Source organism: Methyloparacoccus murrellii, assembly GCF_054657115.1.
This window is the reverse complement of sequence record NZ_BAAHXD010000052.1, coordinates 1-21,118: the sequence shown is the minus strand read 5'-3', so window position 1 is coordinate 21,118 and position 21,118 is coordinate 1. Positions and strand designations below refer to the sequence as shown.

13 protein-coding genes are annotated in these 21,118 nt (G+C 68.0%); 8 read left to right on the top strand and 5 right to left on the bottom strand.

The annotated features are described in order from the left end of the window. Positions 1-265: 265 nt before the first annotated feature. Complete coding sequence (locus ACYQ1H_RS13280; protein WP_460028524.1) at positions 266-1,285, bottom strand: TonB-dependent receptor; 1,020 nt, start codon at positions 1,283-1,285, stop codon at positions 266-268. A gap of 169 nt (positions 1,286-1,454) precedes the next feature. On the opposite strand from ACYQ1H_RS13280, the gene glpK reads away from it, so the two are divergent. Beyond that, positions 1,455-2,963, top strand: a complete 1,509-nt coding sequence (gene glpK, locus ACYQ1H_RS13275) for a glycerol kinase GlpK (RefSeq protein WP_460028523.1) — start codon at positions 1,455-1,457, stop codon at positions 2,961-2,963. A 111-nt stretch (positions 2,964-3,074) separates the two neighbouring features. Then, positions 3,075-5,138, top strand: coding sequence for an InlB B-repeat-containing protein (locus tag ACYQ1H_RS13270; RefSeq protein WP_460028522.1), 2,064 nt, complete (start codon positions 3,075-3,077; stop codon positions 5,136-5,138). A 15-nt stretch (positions 5,139-5,153) separates the two neighbouring features. On the opposite strand, the gene ACYQ1H_RS13265 is transcribed toward ACYQ1H_RS13270, so the two are convergent. Then, positions 5,154-6,587 carry a patatin-like phospholipase family protein gene (locus ACYQ1H_RS13265; RefSeq protein WP_460028521.1) on the bottom strand — a complete coding sequence of 478 codons (1,434 nt, stop codon included), beginning with the start codon at positions 6,585-6,587 and terminating at the stop codon, positions 5,154-5,156. 501 nt (positions 6,588-7,088) lie between these two features. Between ACYQ1H_RS13265 and ACYQ1H_RS13260 the strand changes: the two genes are divergently transcribed. The 3 genes from ACYQ1H_RS13260 to ACYQ1H_RS13250 are packed head-to-tail and all read left to right on the top strand — an operon-like array spanning position 7,089 to position 8,873. Then, positions 7,089-7,697, top strand: a complete 609-nt coding sequence (locus ACYQ1H_RS13260) for a YkgJ family cysteine cluster protein (RefSeq protein WP_460028520.1) — start codon at positions 7,089-7,091, stop codon at positions 7,695-7,697. Then, positions 7,694-8,143, top strand: coding sequence for a DUF2721 domain-containing protein (locus ACYQ1H_RS13255; RefSeq protein WP_460028519.1), 450 nt, complete (start codon positions 7,694-7,696; stop codon positions 8,141-8,143). The genes ACYQ1H_RS13260 and ACYQ1H_RS13255 overlap by 4 nt, the downstream gene beginning before the upstream one ends. 43 nt (positions 8,144-8,186) lie before the next feature. Then, positions 8,187-8,873 carry an alpha/beta hydrolase family protein gene (locus tag ACYQ1H_RS13250; RefSeq protein ID WP_460028518.1) on the top strand — a complete coding sequence of 229 codons (687 nt, stop codon included), beginning with the start codon at positions 8,187-8,189 and terminating at the stop codon, positions 8,871-8,873. 64 nt (positions 8,874-8,937) lie between these two features. On the opposite strand, the gene ACYQ1H_RS13245 is transcribed toward ACYQ1H_RS13250, so the two are convergent. Next, positions 8,938-12,300, bottom strand: coding sequence for a CHASE domain-containing protein (locus tag ACYQ1H_RS13245; protein ID WP_460028517.1), 3,363 nt, complete (start codon positions 12,298-12,300; stop codon positions 8,938-8,940). 535 nt (positions 12,301-12,835) lie between these two features. On the opposite strand from ACYQ1H_RS13245, the gene ACYQ1H_RS13240 reads away from it, so the two are divergent. Then, positions 12,836-13,546 carry a DUF542 domain-containing protein gene (locus ACYQ1H_RS13240; RefSeq protein ID WP_460028516.1) on the top strand — a complete coding sequence of 237 codons (711 nt, stop codon included), beginning with the start codon at positions 12,836-12,838 and terminating at the stop codon, positions 13,544-13,546. 71 nt (positions 13,547-13,617) lie between these two features. Here the strand turns inward: ACYQ1H_RS13240 and ACYQ1H_RS13235 are convergent, their stop codons facing one another. Continuing rightward, positions 13,618-14,478, bottom strand: coding sequence for an isocitrate lyase/PEP mutase family protein (locus tag ACYQ1H_RS13235; protein WP_460028515.1), 861 nt, complete (start codon positions 14,476-14,478; stop codon positions 13,618-13,620). A 162-nt stretch (positions 14,479-14,640) separates the two neighbouring features. Between ACYQ1H_RS13235 and ACYQ1H_RS13230 the strand changes: the two genes are divergently transcribed. Further along, complete coding sequence (locus ACYQ1H_RS13230) at positions 14,641-17,403, top strand: cation-translocating P-type ATPase (RefSeq protein ID WP_460028514.1); 2,763 nt, start codon at positions 14,641-14,643, stop codon at positions 17,401-17,403. Further along, positions 17,367-20,576 (top strand): discoidin domain-containing protein, encoded by a 3,210-nt coding sequence (locus ACYQ1H_RS13225; RefSeq protein WP_460028513.1) that lies wholly within the window; start codon positions 17,367-17,369, stop codon positions 20,574-20,576. The genes ACYQ1H_RS13230 and ACYQ1H_RS13225 overlap by 37 nt, the downstream gene beginning before the upstream one ends. Before the next feature lie 32 nt (positions 20,577-20,608). On the opposite strand, the gene ACYQ1H_RS13220 is transcribed toward ACYQ1H_RS13225, so the two are convergent. Then, on the bottom strand, positions 20,609-20,821 hold the full coding sequence (locus ACYQ1H_RS13220; protein ID WP_460028512.1) for a hypothetical protein: 213 nt from the start codon (positions 20,819-20,821) through the stop codon (positions 20,609-20,611). Positions 20,822-21,118: the final 297 nt, after the last annotated feature.

The window sequence follows — 21,118 nt, the reverse complement described above, 5'->3', positions numbered from 1 at the left end:
ATCTCCCAGAAACTGGCACCTAGTGGAATTCATTCGGGGAGTTCTGAACCTTCGTGCTCACCCCAAAAGCCAGCATTCATGCGGGCTGCAGCGGTTGTTCAGGGCCGACTACAACGCCTCAGGCATGGGACAGTGGTGCCCCGGATAGGCGCACAAACCGCATGGGTCCGGCTCAAACCTCGCGCCCCGGACGGATCAGACGCGGAGGATATCGCGCCGGGATGGACCGGAATCCCCGTTCAGAACCACCGCGCCGCCCGCCGATTCAGAAATCCATCCGGATACCGAAGGCGACATTGAGATTGGTGATCGCGGGATCATCCGTATTGATCGAACGGCTGGAATACTGAACACCGCCATATAGCCGGGTAAGTGCGCTGAAGTCATGGCTGAGCAGTATCTCACCCTGATAGACGTTCTCGCAGGTGCCATAGCGGGCGTCGCGGGCCTGCCGGCTGAGCCAGTCATTCAGTTCGTAGTGCAGTCCCAGCGTCAGGCGGTTGCGTTCGGCAAACTCGTATTCCAGCTCGGTGGAAACAAAGTTGTTGTCATAGGAGACATCGTCCGCCAGCCAGGGCTGTCTGCGTCCGTCCGCCAGACCGCGCTCGAAGTGATAGCCGACCAGCCAGGTCAGCTCCGCCAGCGGCTTCCAGCTCAGGTGAGGCCCCAGGGTCCAGAAATCGAGATCGCGCTGCGCAAAGGCCGGGTCGTAGCGACGGCTACCGTATCGGGCCAGCAGCTGGAAGCCGAGCGTCGACGTCAGGGATTGATCCAGCCTCAGGGAGACGATGTTGCTGGTCAGGACTTCGGGGGCGAGAGGCCCCGCTTCGGCATCCGGCTCGGCCGCCGCCGGCAACAGTCCCGGCTGGCGCACCAGATTCTCGCCCAGGTACAGATCGGGGCTGTAGTAATAGATCAGGTTCAGCGCGGTGGTGTCGGTAAAGGCCTGCTGCGCCTGTAGTCGCAGGGTGCCATGCGTGAACTGCGTGCGGGTCAGGTAGACATAGCCATCGCCGCTGGCCTCAAGCCGGGTTGTGCCGAAATCGGTCCGGAAATTTCTGGAAAGTTTCAGGCCCGGTTCGAAAACGCCGTCGCTGCCCTGCCCCGTCAGCCGATCGTCCAGCGCCGGCTGGGTCGGATCGGCATTCAGCGACAAGCGGCGCGACGCGGAGAAGAGAGCGACATCGTCGGTATAATAGAAGGTGCTCCAGGCCCGCGCCTGCCAATCCTCCCCGGCAATCGACCACCCCGGACGGCACAGCCACAGGATCAGGCAGGCCGGCAACAGCGGTGCGGCCCTTCCCCAGGGCGATCCAGCCGCCGACCCGCCCCGGCGGCCGGTCTGCCGCAAGCGGATGGGTGGACGGAACCGGGGTTGAGGAGGCATTCCATTCGCGGCCATGGCTCCGGTATTCTGCCGCATTCCCCGACCCACCGCTGCCCACCCAGGCGTCATGTCCGACTATTTGCTGGCCATCGATCAAGGCACCACCAGTACCCGTTGCATCCTGTTCAACCGTGGGGGCGGCATGGTCGCCGTCGCCCAAACCGAGCATCGGCAGTTTTATCCCCGGCCCGGCTGGGTCGAGCATGATGCGCTGGAAATCTGGCACACCAGCGAGCGGCTCATCCGGGAAACCCTGGCCCAGGCCGGCTGCAAGTCCCATGACGTTGCCGCCGTCGGCATCACCAATCAGCGCGAGACGGTGGTGGTCTGGGACCGGGCAACCGGCCAGCCCATCCATCCCGCCATCGTCTGGCAGGACACCCGCACCGCGGCGCTGTGCCGGCGGCTGGCCGGCGCGGCCGGGGCGGACCGGCTGCGCGACAAAACCGGCCTGCCGATCGCCACCTACTTCTCCGGTCCCAAGCTGCAATGGCTGCTGGATCACGTCCCCGGCGCACGGGCAAGGGCCCGGCGCGGCGAACTCCTGTTCGGCACCCTCGATACCTGGCTGGTGTGGAACCTGACCGGGGGCGTACATGTGACCGACCCCAGCAACGCCTCGCGCACGCTGCTGATGAACCTCGACACGCTGGACTGGGACGAGGAACTGCTGGAGGCGATGGCGATCCCGCGCAGCCTCCTGCCCACCATCCGGCCCTCGTCGGCCAGGCACGGCACTGCCCGCGGCTGCCTCTCGGGCGTTCCCGTGGCCGGCATCCTCGGCGACCAGCAGGCGGCCCTGTTCGGGCAAACCTGCTTCGCGGTGGGCGAGGCCAAAAATACCTACGGCACCGGCTGCTTCATGCTGCTCAACACGGGAGAGCAGCGACTGCGCTCCACCCATGGCCTGCTGACCACGGTCGCCTACCAGCTGGAGGGGGCTGCGCCCGTTTTCGCGCTGGAAGGCTCCATCGCCGTGACCGGCTCGCTGGTGCAGTGGCTACGCGACAATCTCGGGCTGATCCGGTCGGCGGCCGAGATCGAGGCGCTGGCCCTGACCGTCCCCGACAACGGCGGCATCTATATCGTCCCGGCCTTTTCCGGTCTGTTCGCACCCTACTGGCGCGACGATGCCCGCGGCGTCATCGTCGGCCTGACCCGCTACGCCAACAAGGGGCATCTGGCGCGCGCCACCCTGGAAGCCACCGCCTACCAGACCCGCGAAATCCTCGACGCCATGCGGCTCGACGCCGGCCATGCCCTGAGCCATCTCAAGGTCGATGGCGGCATGGTCGGCAACGAGCTGCTGATGCAGTTCCAGGCCGACCTGCTGGGCGCGCCCGTCATCCGCCCGCGCATCGCGGAAACGACGGCACTGGGCGCGGCCTATGCAGCCGGGCTCGCGGTCGGCCTCTGGCGCGACCTGACGGAGCTTCGCCGGCTCTGGCAATCCGACCGGATCTGGGAACCGCGGATGGAGGCCGACCGGCAGGCTGCCCTGTATGGCGGCTGGAAAAAGGCCGTGACCCGCAGCCTGGACTGGGTGGATTCGCAGAGCGCGGAAGCAGGGCAATAAGCGGCGCCAGATAAAAGGATAAACCGCCTGATCTTCTGGCTTGCCGCTTGGTATGCTGGATGCCCCTGACACCACGGTGGTTTCACGAACAATTCGAAGGGGGACCCATCCATGACTGCCCATACCCGTCCGAAGGCCACCGCGCGGCGGCTGGCCCTGCTGTTGCTGATCGCCCTCAGCCTCGTGTCCACCTGCCGGGCCGGCTGGATCTGGTCCGACGACATCCGCAACCTGAGCAGCAGCCTGCGCAACGCGCGACCGCCACGGATCGCCGGCAACCAGGCGGGCCAGGCGGCGGCGGTATGGGTGCTCAACAATGGCAACAACCTGGTCCTGCAGAGCGCGCAGCTGGACAACAGCACCTGGGGGCCGACCACCCGGGTCAACCGGCTGGGGGAAAATGCCGCCCAGCCGGACGTCGCCATGGACGGGAACGGCAATGCGCGGGCTGTCTGGGTCAATTCCGACGGCATTACCGAAGCGGTTGCAACCGCCCTCTACCGCCGCGAGGCTGCCGGCTGGAATACGCCACTGGCGCTCAGTGAACCGGGCATCCTCCCGGATACCCCCCGCGTCGCGATGAACGCCACCGGTCAGGCGGTCGCGACCTGGATCAGCGTGGCCGGCAACAGCCGCGTGCTGCAGGCCCGCCTGCTGCTGGACGGCAACTGGAGCAGGGTCTACCAGCTGAGCCGGTCACAGGAAAACGCTTCCGAGCCACAGGTGGCGATCGGCCCGGGCGGCCATGTGACGGTCGTCTGGACCAGCAGCCTGGGCTCGTTCAGCAGCATCGAGAGCATCCACTTCGAGAACGGACAGTGGACCACCGTCGTGCCATTGACCACCATGGACGGTATCGCCAGGCAGCCGCAGCTGGCAGTGGACGAAAACGGGGAGGTCACGGTGGTCTGGCTGCAGGCCGGTGGCGGCGGTCTCTACTACGTGCTCAGCCGGCGCTTCGCCAACGGCGGCTGGAGCCAGGCAACCCTGCTGAGTCCACTCGGGGAAAACGCGAACAGCCCCCAGGTCGCCGCCAGCCTGGCGGGCGTTGCCATGGCCATGTGGATGCAGCAGCGTCCGGACGGCGTCTGGGTGATCCGCAGCCGGCGCTATCAGGGCGGGGCCTGGAACGAACTGCCGGACTTTGTCGCCAACCTCAACGCGGCCTTTCCCCGCATCGCGATGGATGCCAGCGGCAACGCGACGGCTGCCTGGACACGCTCCAACGGTACGCTGGACCTCATCCGCGGCAGTCATTACCAGGACGGCGGCTGGTCGCCGAGCGCCGTCCTGAGCCAGGCCAGCCAGAAAGCGGAACTGCCGCAGGTGACGATGCAGGGCAAGAACCGCGCAGCCGTGGTCTGGCTGGCCAATCATGGTGCTGTCGGAATCGTGCAGGCCAGTCTGGGCCGCTATGTTGCCCAGCATTACACGCTCAAGGTAAGCCGCACCGGCACGCCCGGGGCCGGCGCCGTCACCAGCACCCCATCGGGGATCGACTGCGGCAAGACCTGCAACGCGAGCTTCCTGGAGGGCACCAAGATCACGCTGCTCGCCGCGCCAGCCGCGGACAGCAATTTCCTCGGCTGGTCGGGCGCCTGCCAGGGCACCAAGGCTTGCGAACTGCGGATGAACCAGAATCGCGAGGTATCGGCCCGGTTCGTGGCCTCGGCCGACTACAAGCTCAAGGTCCAGCGCCCGGGCAACGGCCTGGTCAGCAGCGAGCCGGCAGGCATCAGCTGCGGCGGCCAGGAGATAAACTGCCAGCAAGCCTTTGGCAAGGATGCCGTGGTCACCCTGAGCGCCACCCCGAAGGCAGGCTACCAGTCCGGCAAATGGACGGGATGCCCGGCCGCCGAGGGGTCGCGCTGCACGGTGACCCTGACCCGGCCGACGACCACGGTACAGGCGCAGTTCAAGCCGTTGCCGAAATACACCCTCGACCTCGGCAAAACCCGTTTCGGCAGCGTCGCCAGCGCACCGGCGGGCCTGACATGCGGCAACCAGGCCCGCCGCTGCCAAGCGCGCTTCACCGCCGGGACCGCCGTCACCCTCAGCGCCACCCCGGCCGCCGGCCATCGCTTCGTCGGCTGGGGCGACGGTTGCAGCGGCACCGATCCCGCCTGCCAGGTGCAGATGGATGGCCGCCGCAAGGTCAGCGCACGCTTCGAATGAAGCCGGCCCCGATGGCTATGGCCTGGCGGAAGGTGCGGCGGCCTTCACCACCGGCGGACGGCCATCCCCGGCATGGGTGGGGTGGCTGAACCGCAGGCCGCCATTCGCCTCCAGGAAGTTGCGGTAACCGGGATTGCCGCGAAGGATGGTGGCAGCGGCATCGATCAGCATGTCGACATCCTGGTCGGACAGCTCCAGGGTCGTCGGCAGGCTGTTGAGGTAGGTCCTCAGGGTCTTCGCCTGGACGGACTCGAACGAGACCTCGGAGAGATAGACGTTCACCTCATGGCCCCGCTCGTGCATGTGATCCTTCAGCTCTTGCAGCTTTCGCTGGATCAGCAGCCGGGTCTCGTCGTTGTAGAGCGACATCTGCGCGTCCGAGAAGGCATCGATGGTATCGGTGATCGAGGGCTTTTCCGCCGAGCGGTCGATCCCGCGCTCCGGCTTCACCTGAGCGTTGACGAAGATGACCAGGATGTTCCTCGGCACCTTGTGCAGGGTCTCGAAGATCAGTCCGCTGCCCAGCGTCTCGATGCGGTCGGTCAAGGCCCTGAGGCCCAGGTTGTCGCTGATGCCGCCGTCCACCAGGTGGATGTAGGGGCGGCTCTTGCCGTCCAGGTAGGAGGCGATGCGGTCCTTTATTTCCTTGACCCGCGGGTCTTCGCCGCTGTACCGGTCGAAGAACTTGACCAGCCCCGAGTCACGCTGGTCGCATTGCCCGGCGTAGTTCTTGAGCACCACGGTCGGGAACGCGATCGGCACCGCCGAGGAGGCCGTCACCGCACGGGCGATGGACATCTGGTCCAGGTCCGAGCAGATCAGGTCGAAGAAACCCTGGATGAAGGAGAAACGGTTGCCGACCCCCAGATCGGTGGCATTGATCTCGATGAAAGGTCCCTGCCTCAGGTTGAAATCGGCAAAGGTCTTGCCCTCGAAGATTTGCCGGTCGTAATAGTCGATGGCCATCTCGGTGCGGTCGAAGCCGCTGAAAAGGCTGTTCCACCAATAGGCCGGACTGAACAGCTTGCGGATCAGCGTGCCCTGGATGCTCTGCCGCAGGAAGACCCCTTCGTAATCCGTGAAGATCTTGTCGCCGAACAGGCCGTAGTAGGCGGCGGTAAAGCTGCCGCCCGACACCGAGCTGATGGTGTCGACCTCATCCAGCAGCCGCACGCGCTGCTGATGCGAATTGACCTGCGTATCGCGCAGCTCCTTCAATACCCCGTAGGAAAGCGCTGCCGCGCGGGTACCGCCGCCGGAGAACGCCATGAAGATGAGGTGATCGCCGAAATCGCCGTTGCGCGTGGTCCGCATCCGGTACCCCTTGCTGTTGTCGATCTTGCTAATCGGCTCGTTCTGCGGCTTGTAGATCGACGCGCAGCCCTGCACCAGCAGCAACGCCAGCAGGAAGAAGGTACGGGGAATCCTTGGGCGGAATCTGTCGCTCACGTTGAAAAACTCACAGGACAAATGGAGGAAAGGGTCGGGTTGCCCGCTGGGAAGCGAAAATGGCGTGGCGCAAGGCCCGCAACGGCAGGCCATGCCGATCCCGCCCTTTGCGGCTGGACGGCAAGGCCCATCTCGAACCCTCGGGACGGTCGTCATTCTATGGCTTCGCGCATCATCAAGGCGAATTTTGGCACTGTTCCGCAAACGAGCCGTTTGCCACGGGTTGCGCGGGTTGGACACCCGAGCCTCGATCCGTTTTGCGGCGGACGGCGGCGTCCCGGCGGTGCCTAGGACGGACCCGCACACGGCGGCCGGCACCTGTTGAACAATGCGTCGTTATTGGGTATCAAGTGACCCCTTGGGACGCCGGCGGGCGGGGCGATGCCGACCTGCGCCGGGCCGCGTCTGGACGTCGACCCTCCATCCTGCCGATCTGAACATGCCGGACCCTCACGCTGCCCGCATCGCCCGGGATGCCGCCCCGATAGCCGGCGGCCAGCCATGACGCTCGCCCGACTCCATGCCGACATCGCGGCACGCGTCGAGGCGATTCGCGCGGCGCACCCCGACTGGCTCTGCCGCCGCGGCTGCGATGGCTGCTGCCGGCGCCTGGCGGAGATGCCGCAACTGACGCCCGCGGAGTGGGCGTTGCTCCACCAGGGCTTGAACGCGCTGCCACCGGCACAACTCGACAGCATCCGCCAGGCGCTCCGGTCCCTGGCCGCGACGCCGCAGCGCCCGCTGGTCTGCCCGCTGCTGGATCGCACCGCTGGCGCCTGCCGCGTCTATGCCTATCGCCCCGTGGCGTGCCGGACCTACGGTTTCTACGTCGAGCGGGACCTGGGCCTGTACTGCCGGGACATCGAGGCGCGTGTCGCCAGCGGCGAGCTGGCGGAGGTGGTGTGGGGCAATCAGGATCGCGTACAGCGTGGCCTGCGCGACCTTGGGCAGGCACGGGCATTGACGGACTGGTTCGAGTCGGCCTTCGGCCAGCGGTCCGGGACCGATGGCGAGCCGGCCCTGATGCCGGCAGACTGCCGGTGCGTGGATGAACGGATACCCTGCGGCACCCGCGAACCGGTGCCGCGCAACCTTGCCGACGCACCATGATCGAAAGCTACTACGACGTCGCCGATATCGCCGAACTGATCAAGGTGGCGGTGGCCCCCGTCTTTCTGCTGACCGGCATCGGCAGTTTCATCAACGTCCTGAGCATCCGTATCGCCCGCCTGGTGGATCGCGCCCGCCGGCTCGAGACGCTCATCGAGGCCGGACAAGCGGTCGAGATATCACGGGTCGAACTGAAGGTTCAGCTTCGGCGCCTGAAGCTGGCCGGCTCGGCGGTCGGCCTGTGCGTCGCCAGTGCCCTGCTGATCTGCACGCTGGTGGCCTTGCTGTTTCTCGGCGGCCTGCTGCACTTCGATCCCTCGGCAACCCTCGGCGTGCTGTTCGTGCTGGCGATGTGCACCTTGATCCTGGCGCTGGTCCTGTTCCTGGGGGAAATCCAGATGGCGGTCCGGCATACCTGGGTGGGCAGCACGCTCCGGCGCGAGTGACGGGGCCGGCCGCCACCTGGACCACCACCACGGGAACGCCGCCATGCAGGAGCACTCGCACACGATACGCGTCCGGCCGGGCACCGACATCACCGCGCTCTGGGCCATGCCGGACCGCTTCGTGCCGGGCCAGTCCGACGCCATCATCCTGGCGCACGGGGCGGGCAACGACATGCACCATCCGTTCATGCGCTGTTTTCACCGGGCCTTTGCCAGGGCCGGCCTGCTCAGCGTCACCTTCAACTTCCCCTATACCGAATCCGGACGCAAGGCCCCGGACCGCCCGGCGGTGCTGGAACAGACCTGGGTGGCCGTCGCCAGCGCCGTCAGGCATCACCCCAGCTGGCGGCCGGGTCGGCTGCTGCTGGGCGGCAAGAGTATGGGTGGCCGGATGGCTTCGCTGGCCGTGGCCCACGGCCTGCCATGCGACGGGCTGGTGTTCCTCGGCTACCCGCTGCATCCGGCCCGGCAGCCTGACAGGATTCGCACCGGGCACTGGCCGGACATTCACTGCCCGGCCCTGTTCCTGCAAGGCACCCGGGATGCCCTGTGCGACCTTGACCTGCTGCAAGCGCAGCTGCCGCAACTGGCCGGCCCCGCCGCCCTGAAGATCGTCGCGGGCGGCGATCACGGTTTCAAGGTGCCGAAAGTGCTCGGCCTGGAGCAGGACTCGGTCTACCGGGACATGATCCGGGCTACCCTGGACTGGATGGACCGGCTGCCCCGGTGATGCACCCCGGTGGCTCTCGCGGACCCTGCGGGGCCACCGGCGCAGGGGCTACAGCCGGCTCATCTCACGTCAGCTCCCTCGCCCCGGCCGCTTCCGGGCCGGGAGCGGGAGATTGGCAGTAACGGGGCAATACCTCGGTCAGCTGGTCCAGATCCAGCGGCTTGGCGAGGAAATCGTCCATGCCGGCCCGGAAGGCGGCCTCGCGTTCCTCGGGCAGGACCCCGGCCGACAGGGCGATGATCGGCAAGTCCTTGAGGGTGTCGTGCTTGCGGATTTCCCGGGCGGTGGTCAGTCCGTCCATGACCGGCATCTGGATGTCCATCAGCACGATGTCGAAGCCGTGCGGCTGGCTGGTCAGGGTGTCCAGCGCCTCCTGCCCATTGCCCGCGAGTCCGACGATGGCGCCTTGCTGCTGGAGAACGCGCCGGGCCAGACGCTGGTTGATGAGGTTGTCCTCGACCACCAACACCCTTGTCCCGGCCAGGCGGCCGCTGGCCGGCGGCCTGGGCTTCGGGACCAGCCGGATCGCCGCCGGATATTCCTGCACGGCCCGGTCGAACGGAATCTCGAACCAGAAGGTGCTGCCCTGCCCCAGCCGGCTGACGACGCCCATCTGGCCGCCCATCTGTTCCACCAGCCCCTTGCTGATGACCAGCCCCAGACCGGTACCGCCGAACCGCCGCGTGATGCTGGCATCGCCCTGGTTGAACGGCTGGAAAAGCCTTGCCAGGACGTCGGCAGCGATGCCGATGCCGGTATCCCTGACCTCGAAGCGCACGCGCGCGGAATGGCCCTGCGCGCTCTCGGCAATCACCAGAATCTGGACGCTGCCCCGCTCGGTAAACTTGATGGCATTGCCGGCCAGGTTGATCAGCACCTGCTGGAGCCGCTGGGGGTCGCCATAGAGAGTGCCCAGTTCCTGTTCCGGCGGCCGCAGATGAAAGCCCAGCCCCTTGACCCTGGCCATGTTGCGCAGCAGCCGCTGAACCCGGTCAAGCAGGGCGGTCAGGGTAAATTCCTGCCGCTCCATGCGCAGCTGCCCCGATTCGATCTTGGACAGATCGAGGATGTCGTTGATGATCGTCATGAGGTTTTCGCCCGCCTCATGGATCGTGGTCACCATCTCCACCTGATCGGGCGTCAACAGGTCGTGCTTGAGTATCTGGGCGAAGCCCAGTATGGCGTTCATCGGGGTCCTCAGCTCATGGCTCATGTGCGCGAGGAAGGTGCTCTTGGCGGCACTGGCTTCCGCCAGCTGCTCCGTGCGCTCCGCCACCTTCTTCTCCAGCAGGTTGCTCAGGTCCCGATATCTCAGCTCGCTTTGCTGCAGGGCCAGTTCGGCCGCCTTGCGCTCGGTAATGTCGGTATGGGTTCCCACCGCGCGCACGGGCCTGCCGCGGGTATCCCAGTCAACCGTATGTCCCTTGCTGAGCATCCAATGATAGTGGCCGCCCTTATCCCGCAGGCGGAACTCGACCTCGAAACTGCCGGGAGACACCAGCCGCTCGCGGATCAGGGTGAAGACCCGCTCCCTGTCTTCCGGGTGCAGGAGTTCGACGAGATGGCCCTGGATGCCGCTTCCCAGTTCTTGCGGATCGTAGCCCAGCATGCGGTAGTAGGCCGGGTTGCAATAGGTTTCCCCGGTCGTGACATTCCAGTCCCACAGGCTCCCGTTGCTGGCCTGCAGCGCCAGGCGCATGCGTTCCTCGGCAATGGCCAGCTCGGTGGATTTCCGGGCCAGGGCCTCGGTGCGCGCCGCCACGCGCTGCTCGAGCCGGCTGTTCAGGGCTTGCAGCTTCTGCTCGGCCAGCAGCCGTTGCGCCTGGCTGGCCTGCAGGATGTCGTTCTGCTGCCGGATCAGCGCCGCCCGGCCCGTCATGCCCAGGAGCAGAATCTGCAAAAGCGCGGTAAACAGCAAGCCGACCACGCCCACGGCCCAGGCCAGCCAGGGGCGCTGGTGCTGTCGATAGGCTTCGTCGGCGGCGACCGTGAGCAGCCACTCGCGGTCGGCCATGTGCAGGGATGTCGTCCATTCCGGGGCATCCCGGTGCCGGACATCCGCGGGCGTCGCCGCGTCCCCGGTCGCGGCGGACCGGTACAACAGGCCATGGGGGCCGGCCTCGCGGGCATCGGTCACCCGGAACGACAGGCCCTCCGGCACCAGGCCGCGCGTGGCGATCTCGAGCATCTGGTCGACCTTGACCACGGAGACCGCGAAACGGCGCACGTCGGCAACGCCCCGGATCCCGGACAGGGGATGTTCGAGGATGGGGTCGAGCTCGAGCACGCCAACCCGCGACTGTTTTTCCTGCACCAGGCGGATGGGCGCGGTGACCGCCATCCTGCCGCTGGCCATGGCCCGCGCGATGGCGTCCTGGCGGATGGGCTCGGAATTGATATCGAAGCCGACCGCCTCATGGTTGCCGGCCAGCGGCACGATGTAGCGGACGACCACATGAAACAGGCGATGGGCCGAAGGAATCGGCTGCTTGCGGCTGTCCCGGTCGGTGATACGGAAGGCCCCCAGGGGTGACAGCTCGCTCATCGCCCGCTCGTAGGCGGCCCGCTGCCCGTCGGGCACCAGATCGTTGACGCTGAGGGCAAAGATATCCGGATTGTCCCGCAGGGTTACCCGGGTAAACGTTTCGAATTCCTGGAAGGTGAAATCCGGCCGCGCCTGGATGAAATGATTCAGGGATGCCAGGACCTCCCGGTGGGTGACCAGCCGGTCGGCAATATGCTTGGCGATTTTTTCCCCGTCGCTCTCGAGGTTTTGCCTCTGGATCAATTCCTCCCATCGGGCAACCCCCATGAAGGCCAGTGCCGTCAGCCCAAGCGTCAGGATCACCGGGGCGGCCATTTTCTTGCAGCGTTCGCGCCATAAGGTTTCCCGGGAGCAGACAAAACAGATGGTCAGCGGCGCAAAGATCAGGACACCCAGCAAATCGCCGACATACCAGTTCCACCAGGTAAAGGCGAACTGGGCCCTGTGGATGATGCCGATGGCAAGGAGTGCCGGGGCGTTGATGGAGGCGGCAATGGTGCAGGCCAGGAAGCCACCGAAGAACAGGAACCGGAGCGTATCCCGCTCGGTTTCGAGCCGCCGCCAGGCCGTGCCCAGCCCGTGGCGCACGAGCAGGCTGCCCGACCAGGCCTGCATAGATGACCCGAGGGCGATGATGGCCGCCGCCCAGGTGCTGGCCGGGTCGAGGACACCATGGATGACGGTGTGCGCCAGATTCAGGACAAAGGACCCCAGCCATAGCGCCGGCAGGGCGGATCGGCCATGATTGAGCACGGCGGCCAGCGCCAGGCCGGCGGCGGGAAATATCGGGCTGGCATACCCGGGGGCTATCGCCAGCATCAGCCCGATGGCCCCAAGCCCCACATAGGCCATCGCCAAGCGGAGCTGCTCAAGGATCGTCATGGCGGCGCGGAAATACGATCAGGTGGCACAAGAGAGGGCGACATATCCCGGGAACCTGGGCCCGACCCGGCCACGGCGTCCGGTACCGGGCCTGCGGCAGGGAACCACCTACCGGGAGAAACCCTTTCGCATGCGGCCCAAAGTGGCGTGCAGACACGCCCGCGGCCCGGAAATTCCCTGTCCCGCGGCCCCGACAGGCCAAATCCGGCCAAGGGGTTGCTGGCTTGCAGGCAGCCGGAAATCGCGGCGGACAATGGTCCTGCCGGCAGGAAATATCGGATCACAAATACGGTCGAAAAACTGTATTTATGATTGCTCATCAAATATTGCTAGTCTCTCCCATTTCGAAATTATTAAAAAGCCCTTGCCCACGGACATGAGCAATGGCGCCGGCAGGACGCCTAGGGGCCCGGGCGACCGGGCGGAGACACTCCCCCGATTCGCTGCCATCGTCTCCACGGCCGATGCCACCGGCATGCCGCATACAATGCCGGCCGGGTTGCCCGACCGTCCCACCACCGCAGACAGCCACGCCATGACCATCAACACCGCCATGACGCTCAGAGACATCGCCCTGTCCGGTTCCGCCGCCGCCAGGGTGCTGGAAACCTATCGCCTCGATGCCTGCTGCATGGGCGAACAGACGCTGGCGGAAGCGTGCCGGCGAAACCAGCTCGACCTGGACGACGTCTTCGGCGCCCTGGTGCGGGCGCAAGGCGAAAGCCTGCTGGCACCCGAGCAACAGACGGTGACCGAACAGGCCGGCTTCATCTCGGGCCGGCACCATCGCTTCACCCGGGCCAGACTGCCCCGCATTCAGACCCTTCTGGGCAAGGTACTCGCCCAGCACGGTGGCGCCCATCCGGAGCTGCAACCGCTGGCCGACGGCTTCGCCGAACTGCAGGCGATCCTGGCATCGCACCTGCTCCAGGAGGAAGACATCCTGCTCCCCTGCATCAAGGCGCTGCACCACCCCGCGCCGGAACAGGCCATGCCGTCGCCGGCCGACTTCGCGTCGATCGGCGAACTGATCGACAGAAACCGGCGCGAGCACAAGGCCCTTGGCGCCCTGCTGCGGCAGCTTCGCGAACTCAGCGCCGATTTCACCCCGCCCACCGATGCTTGCTCGACCTACCGCATCGCGTTCCAGGCCCTCGAGGAGCTGGAAACCCACCTGATGCACCACATCTACCTGGAGAACGAAGTGCTGTTCCCGCGCCTGCGGCAGCTGTGCGATGGGCCTTGACCCGGCCGCAGGGTTTCCGGGGTTTCCGGGGTTCCCGGCGGTCTCAGCGCTGGCTCACCCGCCCCTTGGCGTCACCGCCGGTCGAATGACGCCAGCCAGTCGTCATGGGCGTCGAAGCCGACGATGTCGCGGAGGGTCCCGAAGTCGACCCGGCGCTCGGGGGTGCGGCCGGCGGCCAGATCGGCCAGGGCCACGCGCATCGCATATACGGCGGTGGCCAGCAGGGTCAGGGGATAGGCGGCGATGCTGTAGCCCAGCTCGGCCAGCCGCGCCGGCGGCAAAATGGGCGTGACGCCCTCCTCCAGCATGTTCGCCATCTTGGGGCCCGGCACCGAGTTGCAGAAGCGTTCCATTTCGGCCTCGTCCTGCGGCGCCTCGAGAAACAGGATGTCGGCACCCAGATCGGCGAACGCTTGCATGCGCCAGAGGGCCTCGGCAAAACCCTCCGTGGCGCGGGCATCGGTGCGCGCCATGACGAGAATCCCGGCGCCGCTGTCGCGGGTCTGCACGGCGGCCCGGATGCGGGCGCAGGCCTCGGCGCGCTCGACGACCGCCTTCCCCCGGGTGTGGCCGCATCGCTTGGGCGCCACCTGGTCCTCGATCATGATCCCGGCAAAGCCGGCGCGGGCGTAGCCCTCGACGGTGCGCCGGACGTTGGCGACATTGCCGTAACCGGTGTCCCCGTCGCCGATGACCGGAATGCCGACCGCCTCGAGGATGGCGCGCCCCTGATCCAGCATCTCGCCATAGGAGATCAGGCCGGTATCGGGGCGGGCCAGGCGGGCCGCCGACACGGCGAAGCCGCTCATGAAGGTCAGTGGGAAACCGGCCTGCTCGACCAGCCGCGCCGACAGGCCGTCGAAACAGCAGGGCATCGTCAGCAGATCGGGACCGGCCAGCAGGTTCTTGAGCTTTTCGATTGACGGATTCATGGATGCGGAGTTGGAGTTGGTGTCGGGAGCCGGGTAGCGGACCCGTTGCGCCGAGGCCGGGTCGGGTCCATAACTATCGGCACGCGGCGGCAACGGGACGCCGCCCAGCGGTTCTGCCGGTCCTTCGGCAGGTTGACGTCCAGGCGGCATCGGAGACACCCCATGGCCGACGATCCTTCACGCCAGCAATTGTCGCTGCTGCAAGCGGCCATGGCCACCGACGAGGCGGTCATAGCCCAGTTGCGCGCGTCGCGGGCCGGACTTTCCGGCGAGGCGGCCGCCGACCGCCTGCGCCGCCTTGGCCCCAACCGGCTGCCCGAGCACCACGGCCCGGGCCTGGCCCGGAAGCTGCTCGACCAGATGGTGCACTTCTTCGCGCTGATGCTCTGGGCCGCGGCCCTGCTGTGCTTCCTGGGCGGCATGCCGCAGCTGGGCATCGCCATCATTGTCGTCATCCTCGTCAACGGGGCCTTCAGCTTCGTGCAGGAATACCGCGCCGAGCGCGCCGCCGTGGCGCTGGCCGCGCTGGTGCCGGACCAGGCCACGATCCGCCGCGCCGGCCGCAAGCTCACCCTTCCGGCGACCGAGCTGGTGCCGGGCGACATCCTCCTGCTGAAGGAGGGCGACCGCATCTCGGCCGACGCCCGGGTGCTGCGCTCATCCGAACTCAAGGTCGACATGTCCACCCTGACCGGCGAGTCGGAACCGCTGCCCAGGACCGCCGGAGCGCTGACGACGGCGCCGGCCGACACCCTGCAGGCAGGCAATGTCGTCTTCGCCGGCACCTTCGTCACCTCCGGGTCGGCCACGGCAATCGTAGTGGCCACGGGGGCGGCCACCCGGCTGGGCGGCATCTCGGCCCTCACCGGGCAGATCGCCGAACGGCCAACCCCGCTGAGGAAGCAGCTCAACCGGGCCGTGCGCCTGATTGCCGGCCTGGCGATCGCAACCGGCCTGATCTTTTTCGGCGTGGCGATTTCCCTGGGCACGCCGGTTCATGACGGCATCCTGTTCTCGATCGGCGTCATCGTGGCCCTGGTGCCCGAAGGACTGTTGCCGACGCTGTCCCTGTCGCTGGCCATGAGCGCCACCCGGATGGCCAGGCGCGGCGCGCTGGTGCGCCGCCTGGAGTCGGTCGAGACCCTCGGCTCGACCACGGTGATCTGCACCGACAAGACCGGCACCGTCACCCGCAACGAGATGACCGCCCGGGAAGCGATCATTCCCGGGCAGAGGTTCCGCACCACCGGTTCCGGCTACGAGCCCGGCGGCGCCATCCTGAGCGCGGCGGGACGGCCGCTGAACGATGGCGAGCGCGCCGACCTGCGACCGCTGCTGCTGGCCTCCGCGCTGTGCGGCGACACCCGCGTCGAGCCGGTCAACGGCCGCTGGCGCTGTGTCGGCGATCCGACCGAGGGCGCCCTGCTGGTCCTGGCCCGGAAAGGCGGCGTGGAACGCCAGGACATGGAAAGACGCATGCCCCGGCTGCGCGAATTTCCGTTCGAGTCGGCGCGCCAGCGCATGAGCACCGTGCACCACCTGGCCAGCGGCGCCTACGAGGTCCTGGCCAAGGGCTCTCCCGAAGCCATCCTGCCGCTCTGCCGCGGGCTTGGAAACGGCGCGCCCCTGGACGAGGCGGCGCGCGCGGGGATCATGGCCGAGGTCGATGGCCTGGCGCAGCAGGGCCTGCGGGTGCTGGCCTTCGCCCGGCGCGAGATGGCCCCCGGCAAGCTGCCGGAAACGGCCGCCGAGGCGGAGCTGGACATGGTCTTCGCCGGTCTGGTCGGCATGGCGGACCCGGTGCGCCCCGAGGTGCCGGACGCCATCGACAAGGCGCGCGCCGCCGGCATCCGGATCGTCATGATCACCGGGGACCACCCGGCCACCGCGCTGGCGGTGGCGCGGGAGGCCGGCATTCCGGCCGGGCAGGTCCTGCTCGGCAGCGAACTCCCCGCCGAGGACGCGGACCTGGCCCGGCTGCTGGCCGGCGAACCGCCGGTGCTGGCGCGCGTGGCGCCGGAGGACAAGCTGCGCATCGCCCGGGTCCTGCAGGATCTCGGCGAGGTGGTGGCGATGACCGGCGACGGTGTCAACGATGCCCCCGCCCTGCGTCAGGCCGATATCGGCGTGGCCATGGGCAAGGGCGGCACCGATGTCGCCCGCGAGGCCGCCGACCTGGTATTGCTCGACGACAATTTCGCCCATATCGTCGAATCGGTTGAGGAAGGCCGCGCCGCCTTCGACAATATCAAGCGCTTTCTCACCTACCATCTCACGGACAATGTCGCCGAACTCGCACCCTTTGTCGTCTGGGCCCTCTCCGGCGGCGAGATTCCGCTGATGATCTCGGTCCTGCAGGTACTGGCCCTGGACATCGGCACCGATCTGCTGCCCGCGCTCGCGCTCGGCGCCGAGCGGCCGGAACCCTCTGCCATGCGTCGTCCGCCGCGGGCGCGGGACGCCCGCCTGCTGGACTACCGGCTGCTCGGGCGCGCCTTCGGCTTCCTCGGGCCGATCGAGGCGCTGCTGTCGATGGCCATGCTGCCGCTGGGCGCCTGGCTGTTCCTCGACTGGCCGCGGATGCCATGGCCGATGCAAGGTCCGGATCTGGCGCTGTTGTCGACACTGGTGTTCGCCGCCATCGTCGTCATGCAGATGGCGAATGCCTTCGCGTGCCGGTCGAATCCGGCCTCCCTGTTCCGCATCGGGCCGCTCGCGAATCGCCTGCTGCTGGCGGCGGTGGCGGTCGGACTGCTCCTGCTGCTGGCCTTCGTCTACCTGCCGCCGATTGCCGCCGTGCTCGGCCAGCGGGCACTGGCGCCGGCCCAGTGGCTGCCGGTACTGGCGACGCCGTGGCTGTTTCTGGCCGCCGAGGAAACCCGCAAGGCATGCGTGCGCTGGCGGCAGCGCCGGGATCACCCATGAAGGTGCTGGCGCTCCTGCTCATCGCCCTGCCGGCCGGCGCCCACGCGGCGGATACGGCGCAGCGGCTCGACAGTTTCGTCGACAGTTTCGACAGTGTCGCCGAATGGGCCACCATCCCGGCCGGCAAAGCCAGGGCGGCGATCGCCCGGGAACGGGACCGGCAGGGCTCGTCGATGCGCGTCGATTTCGATTTCACCCAGGGTGGCGGCGAGATCATCGTCCACAGACATCTGCCGCTGACCCTGCCGGACAATTACGCGGTGACGTTCCGCCTGCGGGGCACGGCGACGCAGCCGCTGGAAGTGCGCTTGGTCGACGCCTCCGGGCAGAATGTCTGGCGCTACGAGCACCCCGAGTTCCGGGTTCCGCCGGCCTGGCGGACGATCCGCGTCAAGCAGCGGCAGTTCGCGTTCGGCTGGGGTCCGGCGGCCGGCGGCAAGCCGCAGGCATTGGGCCTCGTCGAGTTCGTGATCGGCCGGGGCGCGGGCAGCCGCGGCTCGATCTGGATCGACGATCTGGGCCTGGAGCCGCGCCCGCCGGACCGCCCCGACACGGGCGCCATGGCGGTCAAGGCCTCGAGCGCGCTGCCCGACCGGTCCGCCGACCGGCTGCTGGCGAGCGCCGACGGACCGGGCTGGCACAGCGCCCCGGGCCGACGCCCACAATGGCTCCAGCTGGATTTCGCCGCGCCCCGCGAATACGGTGGCCTGGTCCTGGACTGGGACGCGGACGACTACGCGAGCCATTACGTGGTGGAGCGCTCGGACGACGGCAGACAGTGGGAGCCGGCCTATACCGTCACCCACGGCAACGGCGGCCGCGACTACCTGCCGCTGCCGGAATCGGAATCGCGTTTCCTCAGGCTGCGCCTGCTCCGCAGCCATCGCGGGCAGGGCTTCGGGCTGCGCCGCCTGGAGGTCGCCCCGCTCGCCTTCAGCGCCAGTTCGACACCGCTGTTCGAACGCATCGCCCGGGATGCGGAACGGGGACGCTACCCGCGCTATCTGCTCGGCGAGCAGAGCTACTGGACAATCGCCGGCAGTGCCGGCAGCGAACGCGCGGGCGCGCGGCGGGAGGCCCTGCTCAGCGTCGACGGCCAGCTGGAAACCGACGAGGGTGCCTTCACCATCGAACCCTTCCTGTATTTCGATGGCCGGCTGCACACCTGGGCCGACGCCCAGAGCACGCCCTCGCTGGCGCGTGGCGATCTGCCGGTCCCGTCGGTGCGTCTCACCCAGGGCGAGGTGACCGTGACCGTCACCGCCCTGGCCGGCAGCGACAGTCCGGAAGACCTGCTGGCCCGCTACGAGGTCGAGAACCACGGGCAACGGCCGCTGGAGGCCAGCCTGTTCCTGGCCGTCCGGCCGTTCCTGGTCAACCCGCCCTGGCAGGCCACCCACACCGCCGGCGGGGTGTCGTCGATCCACCGCCTGCGCTACCGGAACGGCTGCCTGTGGGTCGATGGCCACCCGGCGGTCATCCCGCTGGCCCCGCCCGACCGGGTCGGCGTGCTGGGGTTCGACGAGGCGCCGCTGACCAGCCTGCTGGCGCGCGACCAGGTTCCTGCAACCACCGCGGTGGACGATGCCGCCGGCAAGGCCAGCGGCGCGCTGCGCTATCACATATCCCTGCCGCCGGGCGGCAAGCGGGCGTTGGTCCTGGCCCTGCCCGCCCGGGAGGAGGCCGGCGCGGCACGCCGGCTTGCCGATGCCGGCAAGGCGGCCGGATTCTGGACGCGGGCCCGCGACAGGGTGCTGGCCGGCTGGGCGGCGCAGGTGGACCGGGTGCAATTCCAGGTGCCGCCATCCGCCGAGGACGGGGTCCGGGCCCTGCGCTCGACACTGGCCCATATCCTCGTCAACCGCGATGGCCCGGCGCTGCGGCCCGGCTCGCGGCGCTATGGCCGCACCTGGATTCGCGACGCCGCCGTCACCTCGTCCGCGCTGCTGGCGCTGGGGCATGCCGCGGAGGTGCGCGAATTCATCGACGGATTCGTCCGCTACCAGGGCGCCGACGGGGCCATTCCCTGCTGCCTCGACCCCTGGGGGCCGGACAGCATGATCGAGCACGACAGCGCCGGAGAATTCGTCTACACCGTCGCCAGCTATGTCCGCTACACGCATGACCGGCCGTTCCTGGAGCGGCTGTGGCCGAACGTCGTGCGCAGCGTCGAGTACCTGATCGCCCTGCGCCAGCAACGGCTGGCGCCAGCCTATGCGCAGGGCGAGGCCAGGCGCTTCTTCGGACTGCTGCCCGAATCGGCCAGCCGCGAGGGCTATATCGGGCATCCCGTGCACGCGTATTGGGACGATTTCTGGGCCTTGCGGGGATTCGAGGACGCGGCCTGGCTCGCCGCCCAGCGGGGCGATGCCGGGCGGGCGGCCCGCTATGCCGACATCGGCAAGGCCATGCGGGCGGACGTCGAGCAGTCGATCGGACTGACGCAGGCACGGTTCAAGGTCGACTACCTGCCGGGCGCCGCCGAACTGGGCGACCTCGACCCGACCTCCGCGGCGATCGCGCCGGTGCTTGGCCTGACGGCCTCGCCCGCGCTCCTGCCGACGCTGAGGGCAACCTTCCGGCGCTATTTCGCCGAGGTGGAGGCCAGGAGCCGCGGGGAATCCCTGTGGAAGGCCTATACCCCCTACGAATTCCGCAATGTCTCGGCGATGGTCAGGCTGGGCGAGCGCGACGCCGCCCAGGGCACGCTGCGCGCCCTGCTGGACGGCCGCCGGCCGGTGGCCTGGAACCAGTGGCCCGAGGTGGTATGGCGGGACCCGGCGCCGGCCAATTTCATCGGCGACCTGCCGCACACCTGGGTGGGCGCGGAGTTCATCCAGGCCTTCCTGTCACAGTTCGCCTACGAGGAGGCCGGCCGGCGCCTGGTGCTGGCGGCCGGATTGCCGCGTGCCTGGCTGGAGACGCCGGGCGGATCGGGCATTACCGGCTTGCGGACGCCGTTCGGCAGGCTGAGCTACCACCTCAAGGCCTCGCCCGGCGAGACCCGCATGACCGTGGCGGCGGGGCTGGAGGTGCCGGCGGACGGCCTGGTCGTCGATCCGCCGCTGCCCTCGCGACCGGTGGCCATCACGGTCAACGGCGTCCCGGTACCCGTCACGCAAAGCCCGCCGACCATCCGCGAACTTCCCGCCCGGATCGTGTTCCGGTACTGATGACACCGGGCGGCGCCGCCCGGCCCGCCCGGTCAGCGCATCTGTCGCCAGCGATAATGGATCTGGCCATCGTCGCACTGATAGCCCGCGCGATTGCTGCCGTCGGTCACGCCGAGCGGCTTGCAGTGATGACTCTCGCGGAAGACCGCCCACTCGTCCTCCTCGCTGCGATTGTGGCTGAGCAGCAGGACGTCGCCCAACACGGCGGCGATCACACTGGCGAACATGATGTGGCTGACTTTCATGGCGTTGACCTCGTGGGACCGGTCATGACCGGTCAGGGGGCATACGGGAAACCGCAGGGTTTCCCCCGGAGCGGCGCCGAAGCCAGCGCCGGCAACGCCCCCGTCGGGCCGTGCCGAAACCTCCCGGCTCCCGACCGCTGGTCAGCCGGGCCGCGGAAACCTACGACTGGAGGCCGCCCTGCGAGTTCCGGGGCAAGGGGCCCGCGTGCCAGCCCGGCCACAGCACCCATATCGATAGATTCAGCAGAACAAGAAAGCCATATAAATATATTGGAAAGCATGACAGAGGCCACCTAG

Excerpts from the sequence above, each read along its gene's own strand:
- glpK (WP_460028523.1), top strand. The coding sequence starts at position 1,455 with ATGTCCGACTATTTGCTGGCCATCGATCAAGGCACCACCAGTACCCGT.
- ACYQ1H_RS13270 (WP_460028522.1), top strand. The coding sequence starts at position 3,075 with ATGACTGCCCATACCCGTCCGAAGGCCACCGCGCGGCGGCTGGCCCTG.
- ACYQ1H_RS13260 (WP_460028520.1), top strand. The coding sequence starts at position 7,089 with ATGACGCTCGCCCGACTCCATGCCGACATCGCGGCACGCGTCGAGGCG.
- ACYQ1H_RS13255 (WP_460028519.1), top strand. The coding sequence starts at position 7,694 with ATGATCGAAAGCTACTACGACGTCGCCGATATCGCCGAACTGATCAAG.
- ACYQ1H_RS13250 (WP_460028518.1), top strand. The coding sequence starts at position 8,187 with ATGCAGGAGCACTCGCACACGATACGCGTCCGGCCGGGCACCGACATC.
- ACYQ1H_RS13245 (WP_460028517.1), bottom strand. The coding sequence starts at position 12,300 with ATGACGATCCTTGAGCAGCTCCGCTTGGCGATGGCCTATGTGGGGCTT.
- ACYQ1H_RS13240 (WP_460028516.1), top strand. The coding sequence starts at position 12,836 with ATGACCATCAACACCGCCATGACGCTCAGAGACATCGCCCTGTCCGGT.
- ACYQ1H_RS13235 (WP_460028515.1), bottom strand. The coding sequence starts at position 14,478 with ATGAATCCGTCAATCGAAAAGCTCAAGAACCTGCTGGCCGGTCCCGAT.
- ACYQ1H_RS13230 (WP_460028514.1), top strand. The coding sequence starts at position 14,641 with ATGGCCGACGATCCTTCACGCCAGCAATTGTCGCTGCTGCAAGCGGCC.
- ACYQ1H_RS13225 (WP_460028513.1), top strand. The coding sequence starts at position 17,367 with ATGCGTGCGCTGGCGGCAGCGCCGGGATCACCCATGAAGGTGCTGGCG.
- ACYQ1H_RS13220 (WP_460028512.1), bottom strand. The coding sequence starts at position 20,821 with ATGAAAGTCAGCCACATCATGTTCGCCAGTGTGATCGCCGCCGTGTTG.